Origin of the sequence: Paenarthrobacter sp. YJN-5 (assembly GCF_015040095.1) — a bacterium.
GTDB lineage: Bacteria > Actinomycetota > Actinomycetes > Actinomycetales > Micrococcaceae > Arthrobacter > Arthrobacter ureafaciens.
On the sequence record NZ_CP053544.1, the window covers coordinates 4277999 to 4292947 of the forward strand.

At 63.0% G+C, this 14949-nt stretch carries 11 protein-coding genes; 1 reads left to right on the top strand and 10 read right to left on the bottom strand.

Annotation, left to right across the window (positions count from 1 at the left end; genetic code table 11):
• Nucleotides 1-30: 30 nt before the first annotated feature.
• The 8 genes from HMI59_RS19815 to HMI59_RS19850 all read right to left on the bottom strand — a co-directional run bounded on the left by HMI59_RS19815 (nucleotide 31) and on the right by HMI59_RS19850 (nucleotide 12366).
• Nucleotides 31-810: an SDR family oxidoreductase gene (locus tag HMI59_RS19815; protein ID WP_193592301.1), complete on the bottom strand. Its 780-nt coding sequence runs from the start codon at nucleotides 808-810 to the stop codon at nucleotides 31-33.
• A gap of 105 nt (nucleotides 811-915) precedes the next feature.
• Nucleotides 916-2751, bottom strand: a complete 1836-nt coding sequence (locus HMI59_RS19820) for an IucA/IucC family siderophore biosynthesis protein (protein ID WP_193592302.1) — start codon at nucleotides 2749-2751, stop codon at nucleotides 916-918.
• Nucleotides 2748-3338: a GNAT family N-acetyltransferase gene (locus HMI59_RS19825; protein WP_193592303.1), complete on the bottom strand. Its 591-nt coding sequence runs from the start codon at nucleotides 3336-3338 to the stop codon at nucleotides 2748-2750. The genes HMI59_RS19820 and HMI59_RS19825 overlap by 4 nt, the downstream gene beginning before the upstream one ends.
• A complete protein-coding gene (locus HMI59_RS19830; RefSeq protein ID WP_193592304.1) occupies nucleotides 3335-4669 on the bottom strand; it encodes a lysine N(6)-hydroxylase/L-ornithine N(5)-oxygenase family protein in 1335 nt (444 codons plus the stop codon). Before HMI59_RS19830 ends, HMI59_RS19825 begins: the two co-directional genes overlap by 4 nt.
• The gene (locus HMI59_RS19835; protein WP_166184954.1) at nucleotides 4666-6228 is read right to left on the bottom strand and encodes an aspartate aminotransferase family protein; all 1563 of its coding nucleotides are present in this window, start codon (nucleotides 6226-6228) and stop codon (nucleotides 4666-4668) included. Before HMI59_RS19835 ends, HMI59_RS19830 begins: the two co-directional genes overlap by 4 nt.
• A 186-nt stretch (nucleotides 6229-6414) precedes the next feature.
• A complete protein-coding gene (locus HMI59_RS19840) occupies nucleotides 6415-6834 on the bottom strand; it encodes a hypothetical protein (protein WP_193592305.1) in 420 nt (139 codons plus the stop codon).
• On the bottom strand, nucleotides 6831-10445 hold the full coding sequence (locus HMI59_RS19845) for a DUF11 domain-containing protein (protein WP_227471463.1): 3615 nt from the start codon (nucleotides 10443-10445) through the stop codon (nucleotides 6831-6833). The genes HMI59_RS19840 and HMI59_RS19845 overlap by 4 nt, the downstream gene beginning before the upstream one ends.
• A 307-nt stretch (nucleotides 10446-10752) precedes the next feature.
• Nucleotides 10753-12366 (bottom strand): sigma-70 family RNA polymerase sigma factor, encoded by a 1614-nt coding sequence (locus tag HMI59_RS19850; protein ID WP_227471464.1) that lies wholly within the window; start codon nucleotides 12364-12366, stop codon nucleotides 10753-10755.
• A 139-nt stretch (nucleotides 12367-12505) separates the two neighbouring features.
• On the opposite strand from HMI59_RS19850, the gene HMI59_RS19855 reads away from it, so the two are divergent.
• Nucleotides 12506-13108 (top strand): hypothetical protein, encoded by a 603-nt coding sequence (locus tag HMI59_RS19855; RefSeq protein WP_193592308.1) that lies wholly within the window; start codon nucleotides 12506-12508, stop codon nucleotides 13106-13108.
• A gap of 3 nt (nucleotides 13109-13111) precedes the next feature.
• Here HMI59_RS19855 and HMI59_RS19860 read toward each other — a convergent pair whose 3' ends face one another.
• On the bottom strand, nucleotides 13112-13468 hold the full coding sequence (locus tag HMI59_RS19860) for a GNAT family N-acetyltransferase (protein ID WP_021471272.1): 357 nt from the start codon (nucleotides 13466-13468) through the stop codon (nucleotides 13112-13114).
• Nucleotides 13465-14805, bottom strand: coding sequence for an acyltransferase (locus HMI59_RS19865; RefSeq protein WP_193592309.1), 1341 nt, complete (start codon nucleotides 14803-14805; stop codon nucleotides 13465-13467). Before HMI59_RS19865 ends, HMI59_RS19860 begins: the two co-directional genes overlap by 4 nt.
• Nucleotides 14806-14949 lie beyond the last annotated feature (144 nt).

The window sequence follows — 14949 nt, forward strand, 5'->3', positions numbered from 1 at the left end:
GAAAGGAGGCTCGGGGAAGAATGGATGAGCCTACGTCTTCGCCGGGCGCCTCGGCGGGCCTGCGGTCAGCTTCGCCGGGAGGACGCGCGCGAAGAAGGTGACCACCTTGTACCTCCGCGTCGGGATGGACACAGCTTTGCCTTTGGCGTTGTCCTCGAGGCCTTCACGAACCACCCGCTCGGCCTTCAGCCAGAGGAATCGCGGCGCCACGGACTTATCCATGCCCATGCGATCGTGGAACTCCGTGTGGGTGAACCCCGGGCAGACTGCGGTGACCTGTACGCCTGACTTTGCATAAGCGGTGTTCGCCCAGCGGCTGAATGTCACCTGCCACGCTTTGGCCGCGGAATAGCTGCCCCGGTTGGCGAAGGCCGCCACGCTGGCCACGTTGATGATCCGGCCCTTGCCCCGCGCCAGCATGACCTCGAGGACGGCGTGGCATAGCTCCATGGGAGTCTGGACGTGGAGGCTCAAGTGCCGCCGCTCTTCCTCAAGATCGTTGTCCTCGAACGACTTCAAGAGCCCGATCCCCGCGTTGTTCACCAGCACGTCCACGGGCCTGCTTGCGTCCCGCAGGCGATCCGCTACTGCGGAAACCCCGACGTCGGAGGTCAGGTCCGCTTGCAACACCTCCACCGAGATACTGAAGTCGCGCTCGAGTTCCTCGGCCTTGGCTTTGAGTCGCTCTTCATCGCGGGCAACCAGGATGAGGTGGTGTCCGGCCTCGGCGAGCTGGCGGGCGAACTCCGCACCGAGGCCGGCGGTGGCCCCGGTGACAAGGGCAGTCAGTTCGTTGGCTCGAGTGGTCATGGCCCTACCCTAGCGCCCCGCATCTCCCCCGCCACCCCCACCGAGGGGTGAGATCCCGGCACTTTGGGGCGTCCAATGTGCCGGGAGCTCACCCCTCGCGGAGGGTCAGGCGAACTTCGCCAAAGGGTTGGCCAAACGTCCCGCCATTTGGAGGCCCCCGGAGGGATCGGAGATATCCAGCATGTGCTGGTTGTTCCGCAACTGCAGCCTGTTGAGGCAGGACAACTCGAAGTCCGGGGCGAAGAGGTCGTGCCTGTCGAACTGATCGGCGAGTTCGGGGTGGCGGGCCTGGTATTCCCGCAGCACCGATGCAGCAGTCCCCCAGAACTCGTCTTCGCGCATCGTTCCGTCCTCCACGAGGATCGCGGAAAGGAAGCGGAAGATGCAGTCGAAGACGTCCGTGAAGATTGCCAACACCATCTGTTCGGCCGGGATCTCTGCCTTGATGCGGGAAACTTCCCCGGGCAGTTCCAGCCTGTCCCCCATGACCACGATTTCCTCGGCAATGTCCTTCATGATCGCCCGCACCGGTACGCCGTCCTCAAGGATCAGGATCACGTTCTCGCCGTGCGGCATGAATGCGAGCTCGTAGTTGCAGAGGCAGTGCACCAACGGCACGAGGTACGCGTCGAAGTAGCGGCGCAACCATTGCGTGGGCTCCAGCCCGGAGCGCGCAATCAGCGACGAAACCATTGAGGTGCCGGAAGCATCGACGTGCAGCAGGGATGCCATGGTTGCCAGCTGCTGGCCATCCTTAAGCAATGGCAGGGGACTTTCCCTCCACAGGGCAGAGAGCATCTTCCGGTACGGCGAATCCTTGGCCGACGCAGCCTCGAAATAGTCGTTGCGGTAGCCGATCGCCGCACTTTCCTTGATCATGGCCAAGCCCCGGTCCTGGAGCTCCTGGTCTTTGGTGATCAGTTCCTGCAGCCAGTCGTTGATGGCCGGCGTGGCCTTCATGTACTGCGGCGACAACCCTCGCATGAAGCCCATGTTCAGCACGGACATCGCCGTCTTCACGTAGGCCTTCCCGGGCGAGGTGGTGTTGAAGAACGTCCGGATGGACTGTTGGGCCTGGTAAGAATCCTCGCCATGGCCAAGGTGCACGATGTGCTGCTGTGCGATTTCCGCAGCAAAGGTCACAGTGAGTTTGTTGTCCCATTGCCAGGGGTGCACCGGCATGAAGAAATAGTCCTCGGGATCCAGCCCTGAGGCGGAGAGCCCGGCGTTGAACCAAGCCACGGTAGCCGGGCCCAATTCCGCGTCAAAGTGCGCCTTGTAGTCCAAACCGGCACTCGACGTGAACACGGCCTTGGACCGATGGACCGCTATCCACTGCAGCTGGACGGTAGCCCCGGCCTCGGGTGCAAAAGCGTGGTAATCCTCAATGCCGAAACCCAACCGCCCGTTGTTGGCCACGAAACAGGGGTGGCCCTCGGCCATGCTGTGCTCGATTGCCTGAAAGTCAGCCGCAACATCCGAGCCACCCGTCACGCCGGCGGACAGTTCAACGGACCTGAAGGGCTTGCCCTGCTTGTACGCGTGGCCGGCCAGGGTGCTGCTGACCTCTTCCAGATACACCGGCAGCATGTCCATCCCGATGCCGAGCGTTTGGTGGAACTCGGCAATGAAATCCAAGGCATCCAGCGGCAACTTCCCGCCATCCCGGTGCCGGCCGATCGAGTCCGGGAGCACGGACCAGTGCTCCAGCTCCAAGACCCGGGCGCGGAAGCGGTACTCCACGGAACCGTCGTCGCTCACCACCTTGTAGAGACCGGTGCCGTCCCCCTCTTCGCGGATGAGTTCGGGAACAAGGATTCGTTCATGCGAGAACTCGGCGAGCGCTTTGCGGACCAGGTGCCTGTTGGCAACGTCCCAACGCTCCGGCGTCAGGTGGGCTACCGGCGACTGTGCTGTTGCGGCCTCGGCTGTGCTTGTCACTGGGTTTCTCCTTCGGTCGCCGCGGCGGGCACGGCCGGAATCGGGGTCAGGGTGGCGAGGAAGTCCTCGCGGGTACAGAAGCTAAGGAGCCCCTGCTTGTGGTCCTCGGAAGGGTCGTCGGCGGGAAGAGTCACCACGCCGTGCGGGCGGAAGCCCACCTTCTGGTTGAGGACATGGATCTTATGGTTCCGGGCGTCAGGCTCGACGACGACCCGCCGGGTTGCGGGATCATCGAACAGTTCTGTCATCACGGCTTGCATGACGGACGTGGTGAAGCCGGATTGAGGGGTTCCGCTCGGCGGCGATACCAGAAGGTGCATTCCCACGTCCCCGGGCTGTACTTCGTAGACGTCCGCCAGCGGGGACGCTTCCGGAAGGTACCGTTCCATGAGGAAGGCGGGCACACCGCCGTCGAGCCCCAGGAATGCCTGGTGGTGTCCGGATGCGACGATGCCTGAGTACTCCTCAACAACATCCTGTTCCGTGCATCCGGCCATGCCCCAGAACCGCGCGTACTCCCGGCTCACCCAGCTGTGGAGGACGGGTGCGTCGGCTACCGGATCGACGGGACGGAAGGTGAATCTCATACAGGTGCTCCTACGGTTTCAGCCTGCACTGCTGCAGGTGCGCCAAACTGCTGGAAAGCGATGCTGCGCTCGATCGGGTAGATCTCCCGGCCCGTGATTTCACGCAGGATGCAGGAATTGCGGTACGCGGCCATGCCGAGGTCCGGGGTAACGAAGCCGTGGGTGTGGAGTTCCGCATTCTGTACAAAGATTTCGCCGGGTTCGACGCCGGTCCCGTAGTTACGGTCGACGTCGAACCGCCCTTTGTGGTCACGGCGGAGGCGGTCTTTGATGCCGGCCAGGAATGCCGGTTCCCTGTAGGCATAACCGGTGGCCAGCACCACGGCTTCGGACTCCAGCTGGTAGTCGCGTCCGTGTTCCTCGTGGCGGAGCTGGAGTGTATGGGTCCTCCTGCCCGCATCCCATTCGGCAGCGTTCAGTGCAGAATGCGTATGCAGCCGGGTGTCCACCATCCCGGAAAGGCTCTTGGTGTACAGGAGGTCATAGATATCGTCGATCAGGTCCGAGTTGATGCCTTTGTAGAGGTTTTTCTGGTTCCTGATCAATGAGTCACGCTGCTCGGACGGCAGGGAGTGGAAGTAGTCCACGTACTCCGGGGACGTCATTTCGAGCGTTAGCTTGGTGTACTCCAAGGGGAAGAAGCGCCCGGACCGCGTGACCCAGTTGAGTTGATAGCCGTGGACGTCGATTTCCTGGAGCAGTTCGTAGTAAATCTCGGCCGCGCTCTGTCCGCTGCCCACGATCGTAATGCTCCGTTTGGATTGCAGCTCACTCTTCCTCGACAGGTACTCGGCGTTGTGGAGGACGAGTCCCCCGCCGTCGACTATCCCTGCACAGGACGCTGGAACGTTCGGCGAGGTACCCGTGCCGAGGACCAGCCGCCGGGCGAGAAGCACCTCAGCGCCACCCGGGCCCTGCACCGAGAGCCGGTACACGCCGTCGTCGTAGGCCACATCCAGCACATCCGTGCCAAAACGGACGGAATCGAGCTGGCCGGCTACCCACTGGCAGTACTGGTTGTACTCGGCGCGGAGCGGGTAGAAGTTCTCCCTGATATAGAAGCGGTACAGGCGCCCTGTCTGTTTCAGGAAGTTCAGGAACGAATACGGCGACGTCGGATCGGCCAAGGTTACGAGGTCAGCCATGAAGGGGACCTGCAGGTGTGCCGGCTCGAGCATCATGCCTGGATGCCAGTCGAACGAGTCCCGACGCTCAAGGAACACGCAGTCCAGGTCAGCCACCGGTTCACTCAGCGCGGCCAGACCCAGGTTGAAGGGCCCGACGCCGATTCCCGCGACGTCGTAGATCCTGCCTTTGTCCGGGGTGCTCATGCAGCGGCCTCCGTAGTGTTCGCGAGCAGGCCGGCGCCCGTCCGGCGGATGAGTTCGATGATTTCCTGGATATCCCCCAGGGATGCTTCAGCATTGAGCAGGGTGAATTTGAGGTAGTGATGCCCTGCCACCTTGGTGCCGGCCACTACTGCTTCACCCGACGCGAAGATTGCTGCGCGGATGGCCGGGTTGAGAAGGTCCGCGGCATCGTCGTTCACGGCGACTCCATCCACGGACGGGCGGTAGCGGAACACCAGGGTGCTGAGCTGCGGTGCGGCAGCCAGTTCGAATTCTGCATCCTCAGCCAGCAGTGTGCCCACGCGGCCAGCGAGCTCGATCGCCTCGTCGAACAGCACGCCGATAGCGTCCGCCCCCATGATCCGGAGTGTCAGCCAAAGCTTCAACGCATCGAAGCGGCGGGTGGTCTGGATGCTCTTGTCCACCTGGTTGGGAATGTCGGCTTTGGCCGCGCTTTCCGGATTCAGGTAGTCGGCGTAGTAGGTGACATGGCCGAGCATGGCACCGCGCCGGACCAGCACAGCGCTGGAACTGACCGGCTGGAAGAACGTTTTGTGGAAATCGACGGTCACCGAGTCGGCCAAGTGGATGCCGTCAAGAAGATGCCGGTACCTGCGCGAGACGAGCAATCCTCCGCCGTAAGCAGCGTCGACGTGGAGCCACGAATCGTAGGCCCGGACGAGCGCCGACACCTCGGCAAGCGGATCCACCGAACCGAAGTCGGTGGTCCCCGCAGTGGCCACAACCGCCATGGGCACCAGCCCGGCGTCGTGCGCTTCCGCCAGGGCTGCCGCCAGCGCAGCGGGATCCATGCGGTGGTCTTCGGATGTGGGAACCGCGATCACCGCGTCGAACCCGAGGCCGAGCATGGAGGCCGACTTCTGGATGCTGAAGTGACTGTCTGCGGAGGTGAAGATGCGGAGGCGATCCAGCAGGTGCGGCAGGCGCACTCCCGGGCTGGTCGCACGGAGTTTGGCCACTGCATGGTTGCGCGCGATCAACAGCGCCTGGAAATTGGACTGGCTTCCACCGGAGGTAAACACGCCGTCGGCCTCTGCGGAGAATCCAATCCGCACAGCAGTCCAATCGATGAGGCGGCGTTCGATCATGGTGGCCCCGGCACTCTGGTCCCAGGTGTCCATGGACGAGTTCACGGCAGAAAGGACTGCTTCGCCCACAAGTGCCGGAATGACCACGGGGCAATTCAGGTGCGCCGCGTAACGGGCGTCGTGGAAGTAGATGGCGTCCTTGAGGTAGAGGTCGTCGAGCTCGTCGAGGGCTGCAGCCGTATCCGGCAGGGGACGGTCCAGGTCCACGGCTTCCACTTTCGCCTTCAGCGCTGAAGGTGCGACGCCGGTGAACGGCCGGGCGGTTCTCTGCACTTTTGTGGAAACAGCGTTGACGCCCTGCAGAACCTGCGCCACATAATTGGGCGAATTTCGCGCGTTGAACAGCTGGCTGGTGGCAGCGAGAGCCAGCTCCACTTTGGAGCCGAAATCCTGCTCCTGAGCTATCCGCTCCTCGACAGTTGGTGACGTCACGTCAGCTTCCTTCCGTTGCACTAGTTAGCATAGGCAAACCTTACTTAGGTTTACCTTAACGTCAAACTCTTGTGACCTAATTGCTTCAGAAGTCAAAGAAAAGCGGCTGCCCGGAGGGTGATCCGGACAGCCGCTTCCAGCGCCGCACAGGCCCCACTGCAAGAGCCCGCGCTTTTGAGCAGCGCGCTACAGCACGCTGGCTCCGAGGACGCACTTGGCCTCTGTCCCTGGCTTGGCGATTTCAGCTTCAACCGACCAGTCCAAAGCCTTCCCCGGCTGAGCATCTTTGAACGATCGCTCGCCGCGTGCCAGTACTGCCGAGGTTGCCGGGTCCACCCAACTCACCGAGACCTTGACGGTTCCCTTGATGCCGTCCGGCGGAGTCACTATCCCCTTGGCTGTCACTTTGCCGGTAGCGGTATCACAGGAAGTCATCGTGGCGGCTTCGATGATCCCGGTGCCCGGGTTCGCCGGCTTTGCCTCACCAGTAGTGGCCGCCTGCGTTGTAGTGTTCGACGGCGACTGGCCGCCGCTTCCAGACGACGAACAGCCGGCAAGCACTGCTGACATGAGTAGCGCTGTCATGCACGCGACAGACTTCTTCATGGACGCGCTGCCTGCTTCTTACGGCGTCCCACAAGGAACAGGACCAAGCCAGCGCCAACTATCAGAACACTGATGGGCAGCACGGTGAGGACAACACCTGTGAAGGCCAGCGGTTCTTCAGCCCGGTCCGGACCCATCGCCTCCGTCGTCGGGAAGTTGATCACAACGTTTGCCGGCGGCGTTGACACCAGACTTCCCGTTGTCGACCCTGCCAACGCCGTGGCCGTATTGAACACTTGGCCGGCATTAATGTCCGCCTGGGTGATCGCATAAGTCGCCTTGGCAGTGACCGTCTCACCCGGGTTCAGCACGCCGGGAGTTCCAGGCCAGCGGTGATCCAGCGCGGACAAACCTGGCATCGCGTCCCGGATGGCGACGTCCGTCAGGACAACGTTGCCGGTGTTCTTCGCCGTGAAGTTGAAGGTGATAATGTCACCGACCTTCGCAGGATCTCCGATGGCGGAACCGTCAGCGGTCTTGAAGAACGCAAAACCCGCGTCCGGGGACAACGGAGTGTCGGTGCCGGCAGGTGGCGGTGTAACTACGGGACCCGTAGGTGGCGTTCCCGTGGTGGTCGCCAGGTTGGCGACGTGACCGGCGTCGATATCCCCCTGCGTGACCGCGTACGTTGCCTCTGCCGTGACCGACTCGCCCGGGAGCAACTCCCCCGGGGTGCCCGGCCAGACGTAGGTCAGAGCCGACAATCCTTCCATCTGGTCATCGATCGACACTTTGGTCAGCTTCACGTTGCCGTTGTTTTTGGCCGTGAACCGGTAGACGATGTGGTCGCCCACGCGGGACGGTCCATCAGATGCCGCGGCCGTGGCTGTCTTGCTGAATTCCATCGCCGGGGCAGAGGTCAACGGGGTATCCGTTGCTCCCGGAGGAGGCGCCACCGGAGGACCCGTGGGCGGAGTACCAGTGATCGTGGCCGAGTTGACCACGTGGCCAGCGTCGATGTCCGCTTGGGTGATCGCGTACGTAGCCTTCGCCGTGACCGACTCGCCCGGCAACAGCTCACCGGAGTTGCCCGGCCAGCTGAAAACCAACGGGGACAACCCAGCCAGCGGATCATCGATCGTCACATCCGTCAGCTTCACGTTTCCGGTGTTCTTCGCCGCAAACGAGTACGTGATGACGTCACCGACCTTGGCCGGATCATGAACGCTGCTCGAATCAGCCGTCTTCGTGAAGTGCAACCCCGGCGCCGGGGTCAACGGAGTGTCCGTCGTTCCCGGAGGCGGCGTCACGGCAGGACCTGTGGGCGGAGCGCCTGTGACCGTCGCCGAGTTGACCACGTGACCGGCGCTGATATCGGCCTGAGTGATCGCGTACGTGGCCTTCGCCGTGACCGACTCGCCCGGCAACAGCACATCGGGAGTTCCCGGCCAGCTGTAAACCAACGGTGAAAGGCCAGCCAGGGGATCGTCGATCGACACGTTAGTCAGCTTCACGTTGCCCGTGTTCCTTGCGGTGAACGTGTACGTGATGACGTCACCAACAACGGCCGGGTTGTGGATCGCCGAAGTATCCGCCATCTTGCTGAACTGCAACGCCGGAGCCTTGGTCAACGGAGTATCCGTACTCGACGGCGGCGTCATCAACGGAGGCCCGGTAGGAGGATTACCAGTTGCTACCGCTGAGTTGGCAACATGACCGGCGTCGACGTCGGCCTGTGTGATCGCATACGTTGCCGTCGCCGTGACAGTCTCGCCCGGAAGCAACGTTCCAGGAGATCCGGGCCAGGTGTAAACCAACGGCGAAAGGCCCGCCAGGGGGTCGTCAATGACTACCCCCGATAGCGCGACGTTACCGTTGTTCTCGGCCGTGAACGTGTAGGTAATCACGTCACCAACCTGCGACGGGGACTGTATCCCGGACGCGTTGGCCATCTTGGTAAACGTCAGCTGAGGGGCCTGAACGGCTGTGTTGGTCAGCACACAACTGATATCCGCGCCGGCCACCGGAACCAACTCCAACGAGCCACCGAAGGCTGCCCGGTGAGGCAGGCCTGTCTGCAAACCGTTGGCATCCGTGCAACTAATGGCCTTGGCGTATCCCGACAGGTTGGGGCCCGACTCGGTGAGATAGTACGTACTACCGGCGTTGGCCACATACTGACCCGTAACCCCGGTACCGGCCGAGACGGCAGCGCCCGAGCCGGTGGTGGTTGAGTTAGCCGTGTTATTGACCACCGGTCCCGTGGCGGAGTCCTCACGGATTTCAACCGCGAACTGGTCGGCGGCTGCCGTTCGGTCAGCGCCCAGTGCTTTGCTCAGTGCCAAGCGGGGAGCGCGGACCACCAGACTGGCGTCCGCCGGCGGGTTCAGGTTGGTCGCGATGTTGGCAGGACCGTTGACGTACGTGCCTTCGGCCGCGGCGGTAACATCCACGGTGATAGTGCAGGACACCATTCGGGAGGCCAGATCTCCTCCGGTCACCGTTATGACGTTCCCGCCGGGATTGGCCGTCGTCAGGAACGGGTCGGTTCCCGACGCCTGAACGCAGGTTCCGCCGAGGTTCGGCACATCGGCCATGACAACTCCAGCAGGGAGCGTGTCCGTGATGGTCCAGTCGCTCTTGGCGTTGAGTTCATCGGTGTTGGTGACTGTCAGGGTGAGGGTGGACGTCCCGCCCGGACCGATCAGGCCCGGGGTAAAGGACTTGTCCAACTGCGGCGTGACATCAACCAAGCGCACGTTGTCAAAGGCGCCGTCGTTGCCGTCGGTGGTTCCATTCGTGTTCCACATCTCCAGGCCCAGCGACTCGGTGGTTGCCTGGAAGGCAACGTCGGAGGTCATGGAATTGATGCGGACCGACTTGGTCACAGTGCCGAAGACGCCGCCGACGTTGCTGGTTACTTCTTGCTCGGATGAGGTGACATTGGGATCCGTTGTCGATTGGCAGCCGTTGAGGGGAGCGCCGATTAGTGTCACGTTTCCAAGTTCGTCGCTCCGTGCGAATTGATAGGAGGGGTCCCCCGCCGGCAAGCCACAGTTCATGTACGCCGTATCCACACCGAACGTGTAGTAGTGACCGGGAGTCACTGCGATAGGCGCCGCTGTTTTGAACATGAGACCGTCGGTGGGACCTGTGGGGAGGGTATCGCACGTGCCACCCGATGTGCTGGTGGACCGGCACTCGGTGTATGAGCTGTCTACATGGTTAGTCGAGGGCGAGCCGGGTGTGAATTCCTGGCCCATGGCCAGGGCCAGCATGCGCAGGAACTGGTAGCTGCGAACACCGCTGGAATCGGCACAACGGTTGTTCGTGGCTGTACCGGCGCTTCCGGAGACGGCCCAGGCGGGTGTGGTGGTGTTGTCATGGCTCAGGATGACGCCGTTGCATCGAATCCCGTTGATCCATTGAGGCGACCCCGTGTACGTCTGTCCTGAGGCCCCGGTGTAGGCGGTTGATCCGGAAGCGGAATAGGACTGGGCTCCAAGCGCGGTGTCATCCGTCCCATTTTCGAAGTCCTCGTTGAAGACAACGGTGCCGGATTGGGCGACACCCGGCGCCCCCGGGGTTGTTGCCAAGGCCGATGACGCTAATGCACCACCCAGCCCCATCGAAAAGACAGCTGTGGCGAGCACACTCGCCAGCAGCTTCATGGGTAAGGAATGTCTCATGGGCTCGCTTACTTCTCCCGGCCATGAGAAGTCCTCTCCGCTGGGTCGGAGCGGACTTCACGGCTCCGGCATTGCGGTGGTTGCACGCCACCTGGCAAGCGCCGGTTTCGGGAGACTCGTGTCGCCGAAAGCTGCGGCATACTTCAGCAGTAGAGACCGACAGTCGGCTCACCACTTATCTGTGGGGGCGAGACAGCTTTCGTGTCGCGAATTTCGAAGTTTTTTTGGTTAATTCAGCCAACCCACGAGGTGATGGCATGTCTGGCGGCCGTATTCGCGAAGGGACTGGCTAATGAAAGGCGTTGCTGAATGTCTTGGTGACGATGCCCTGGCCGCCGAACTGGTAATGCAGGGTGCCCCGGTCCACGGCTACCGGCATGGCGACCACAAGTTTGAAATCCAGGCCGTGAGGATCAAGAGCAGGAGTTGCGCACCGGACCTGCCGGCTGTTTTCCGCCGCGCTGGAACATGTCCACCCTGCGGGGCTGGTGGTCTTGCCGGCAACAAACGTGGCTTGGTCCGGCAGGCTGAAGATTGCCTCGGCGGATTCCGCAGGCCCGTTGCCCGTCAGCGAGAAAACGAGGTTCAATTCCCTTTCCGTGGGATTGGAACCGCGAACCGCGGTGAAAGTCGCGTCAACGGTTCGGGCAGCCGGGACGGAGGCCGCGTTCGATGGTGCGGGCCTCGACGTCGAAAGAACAACCGGTGAGTCCACAACCGATGCCGCCCTTGGAGCAGCGGGCGCAATCGGGACCACGACGACGGCGGGTCGCGGGGCCGGGGACGCCGCGGGTTCCGTGGGGACCGCCGCAGGAGGGTCCGACGTCGGGATGGCAGCCGGCGGTTCGGCGCGGCCGGAAGGCGTTGCGGAAGGATCGACGACCGCAGGCGGTGCTTCTGTAGCGGAGTCCGGCGCGGCCGTCGTCTCGGAACCGGTGGGGACCAGCGCAGCAGCCAGCCCGGCAAGAGCGAGGGCTCCCGCCACCACCGCGGCGGTGATCTTTCCCGGGCTCCCGGATCTCCGGGCATCACTGGAAGCCGCTGCTACAGACGTCCCTCCGGGAAGGGGTGCTGTCCCCGACAAGTAGGCCGCCACGACGCCGGGAGTGAAGGCAACACCCGTGAGCAGCGGGAACAGGAGCGTGCGCATGCCGCTTTGAATGTCGTTGAGTTCCACGAGCAAGGCGGTGCATTTGGCACAGCCGGCCAAGTGCGCGTCCACCTTTTCGCGGGTAGTACGCTTCAGGGCGTTCCGCGCATACTTCCCCAACTGGCTGGAGAACTCTGCGCACCCGTCGTCGGGTGATCCGCCGATGTGGAACTGAAGGTACGCCTGCCGCAGGCCCTCCCGCGCCCTGAGGGCAAGGGACGACACGCCGTTCGGGCTCAACCCGATGAAAGGAGCCGCAGCCGCCGGTTTCAAGCCTTCAATGTCAACGTGCCACAGGACTGCCTGCCAGCGCTCGGGCAATGACCTGAACGCCTTGGCCATGACGGCTGACTCGAATTCGTTGATGATGCGGTCTTCATCTATAACGACGGAGTCCAGAACGCCGTTGTCGCCCGCAACCGGCACCCGGCGCGACTTACGGTTCCGGTCGTGGGCTGTGCGCCGAACGACGGTGAGCAGATAGGAGCGGAAGTACTCTTTGGGGCCTTTGCCTTCAGTCAACGACTGGTAAATGGAAGCGAAGGCCTCTGCCACGACGTCGTCCGCATCGCTGAAATTGTCAGCCTGCGTCCGCGCGACATAGAGGGCTGCGTTCAAGTGGCGTCGGTACAGGACGTCGAAGGCTTCCTGGCTGCCTTCCCGCACCAGGGCGATCGCCTGGGGGTCGGTGTAATCATCCAACGCCAAGGTCGGGGCACCACCGTCACCCCCGACCTCCGATACTTGATCCACAAACAATAGTGTTACATCAGATTGCGGGCCACTTGAAACAAGATGCGTAACCGGATAAAGCGATCGCGTCATCTGCGTCACGATTCGCCCCCAAGGCCCACTAAGGGGAATATCACGCCCCCAAGTGGATCGAGGATCAATGGACCTCCGCGGTAACCGCCACACGCTGAAGCTCGTCCGCGCCCTGAATCAAGGCACGCCGGGACGGCCGGAAAAGGTTGCGAGAGGCCTGCCCGGACGGCGTTCCGGAGCCTTGATCCGCAAGAAGCATGCAGGCCGGGTGGCGCTCCTTTACAGGGCGAACAGGGCGCACGCCGTCCCGGGCGATACGGTCATCTTCACCGCATGGGTCACCAACGAATCACGCAGCCACCTAAGGCAAGTGCGCCTCATTCCGCGATCCTTCACCAACGAGGGCATGGACTCTCTCAACTACACCTCCAACCCCGGATCCGAGGAGCTGGAGGTACCAAGCCTGGAGCCGGGCCAGACCATGATGAGGACTTTCTCGTACAGGGTCACTGATGCGGACCACCTCCACGGAGGCAGCCTGATCAGTGCGATGCAGGTGCAAGCTACATGCCGCGGCGAAATTATCGCCGACGAACACGACGCCATCGTTTCGCTCAACGGAGCGCCTACGGGATGGATGTCCGGTCCAGCGCGCCCGGAGGTGGCCTATCGCCCTTCCAGCCGCGGTTCTTCCCTCAAGCCCCGCCGACGTCCCGGGCGGTTGGGTTAGGGCCTACTCGTTGTCCGGTTCCCCCACCGGCTTCTCCGCCGGCCAGTCGACGTCCAGCTCGTAACCCTCGTGCTTCTGCAGGTAGGCAGCGATATACGGGCAGTGGGGAATGATGCGCTTTCCGGATGCCACCACGTCGTCCAGCGCAAAGTGCGCCAAAACCTTGGCCAGCCCTTGGCCCTTGAACTGGGGCTTGGTCTCCGTGTGCGTGAAATCGATGTGACCGGGCCGGTTGATGAACTGGGCAATCACCGCCAGTTCACCGTCGACACGCAGCTCGTAGCGGTGGAATTGGTCGTTGCGCACTGTGGTCACGCCAGCGCGGAACGAGTCTGCCAAGGAGTCGGTTTGCTCGGTCATGATTCGAGATTGGCACGTAAACCCTGCTCTGGCAATGCGGAGAGTTGGTGGTTCCGCTCGCCGGAAGCTTCCACCGGAGCCGGCGGCAGCACCGGCGTCGGGACCCTGCCAAGCAGCAGGACCGCGAGCGCGAAGCAGGCAGCTCCGCCACCCAGCAGCGCCAGCGTCAGGCCGTTGAACGCGGCGTCAGCGACGGGAACAAAAACGACGACGGCGGCAGTTACCACTGCGATCCTGGAGGGGCCCCGGGCGTGACTGGCCGCCGTCGGACGGTCCTCAAGGCGTCCAAGAAGCGCGACGGTGGGTAGCAAGAGGCCCACGACCGCGCAGAAGACGGGGATCCGCGCCCACCACCATTCGGCAGTGCCGGCTGAAGGCTTTGGAAAGTCGGTCAGCAACAGGAGCGCGGACATGCCCACAAGGAGGGGAAGATGCCACAGGTAGACCGTCATGGAACGGCGACCGGCAACAGCAATGACCCGCTGCACCCAGCGCACGGAGCCGAGCCAGCGCACACCGGGCCGGAGCAGCTGAAGCGTTGCCGCCTGGGATACGCCCAGGAGCAGCAGGCACAGGTTGGGCGGGTTGATGTTCACCACCATATTGCCTGGATAGAGGCCCACCCCGGTGGCAAGCCCGAGCAGGAGGTTGCTGAAGACCGCCATCCCGAGCAACCACGGACGGCTGCGATGCTCAAAATAGCCGTCCACCATGAAGAAGCCCAGTTGTTGCACCGCGCACCAGACAAAAATCAGGTTGGTGAAGGCCAGCAAGGGAATGGCGCCCCTCAAGGAATCGACGGCGATGATCAGGGCAACGAGCGCCCCGAAGGTCGCCAGCGGGTGCCGGTCATGGAGACGGGCCAGCAGGGGGATGCTGAGCTGCGCGGTCAGGAACGCCGCAAGGAACCAGAGCGGCATTGCGGCGCCTGTAGTCATCAGCTGGATCACTTGCGGATGGACGCCCAGCAGCAGTGCCGCCCACAGCCCCGCCCACATCAGGGCGAGCAAAGCCATGGCTGGCCGGACCAACCGCAGGAGCCGGAGCTGTGCGAAGTCGAAGCCTGTGCCGCCCCGCGCTTTCAAGCGCCGCCATGACTGCAGTCCGGTGACGCCGCCCAGGACGAAGAACAGCGGAACAATCATCAGGAGCCACACCACCGGCGTAAACCATGCTTGCTCCATGAGGGTGTTCTCAGTGGTGACTGTTCCGTCCTGGTGCAGTACCGGGCTGACCATCATGCAATGGGCCACCACCACCAGGAGCAGGCAGACAAAGCGCACAAGGTCGATTGCCGGGTCGCGCTGCGCCGGTTGACTCTGCCTTGCCGTTTCCATGGCTCTCCCTAGGATGCACGCTCTGGTGCTACACCATTGTCCGCCCGAGCGGCGGGGTGGGACCAGCGTTTGGCGCCGTTGTGGAGGGACGGCTCATGATCCTTGTCCACAAAACGTGGACCAAGTCTGGACGGGGCCACCTGC

Excerpts from the sequence above, each read along its gene's own strand:
- HMI59_RS19815 (WP_193592301.1), bottom strand. The coding sequence starts at position 810 with ATGACCACTCGAGCCAACGAACTGACTGCCCTTGTCACCGGGGCCACC.
- HMI59_RS19825 (WP_193592303.1), bottom strand. The coding sequence starts at position 3,338 with ATGAGATTCACCTTCCGTCCCGTCGATCCGGTAGCCGACGCACCCGTC.
- HMI59_RS19830 (WP_193592304.1), bottom strand. The coding sequence starts at position 4,669 with ATGAGCACCCCGGACAAAGGCAGGATCTACGACGTCGCGGGAATCGGC.
- HMI59_RS19840 (WP_193592305.1), bottom strand. The coding sequence starts at position 6,834 with ATGAAGAAGTCTGTCGCGTGCATGACAGCGCTACTCATGTCAGCAGTG.
- HMI59_RS19845 (WP_227471463.1), bottom strand. The coding sequence starts at position 10,445 with ATGAAGCTGCTGGCGAGTGTGCTCGCCACAGCTGTCTTTTCGATGGGG.
- HMI59_RS19855 (WP_193592308.1), top strand. The coding sequence starts at position 12,506 with ATGGACCTCCGCGGTAACCGCCACACGCTGAAGCTCGTCCGCGCCCTG.
- HMI59_RS19860 (WP_021471272.1), bottom strand. The coding sequence starts at position 13,468 with ATGACCGAGCAAACCGACTCCTTGGCAGACTCGTTCCGCGCTGGCGTG.
- HMI59_RS19865 (WP_193592309.1), bottom strand. The coding sequence starts at position 14,805 with ATGGAAACGGCAAGGCAGAGTCAACCGGCGCAGCGCGACCCGGCAATC.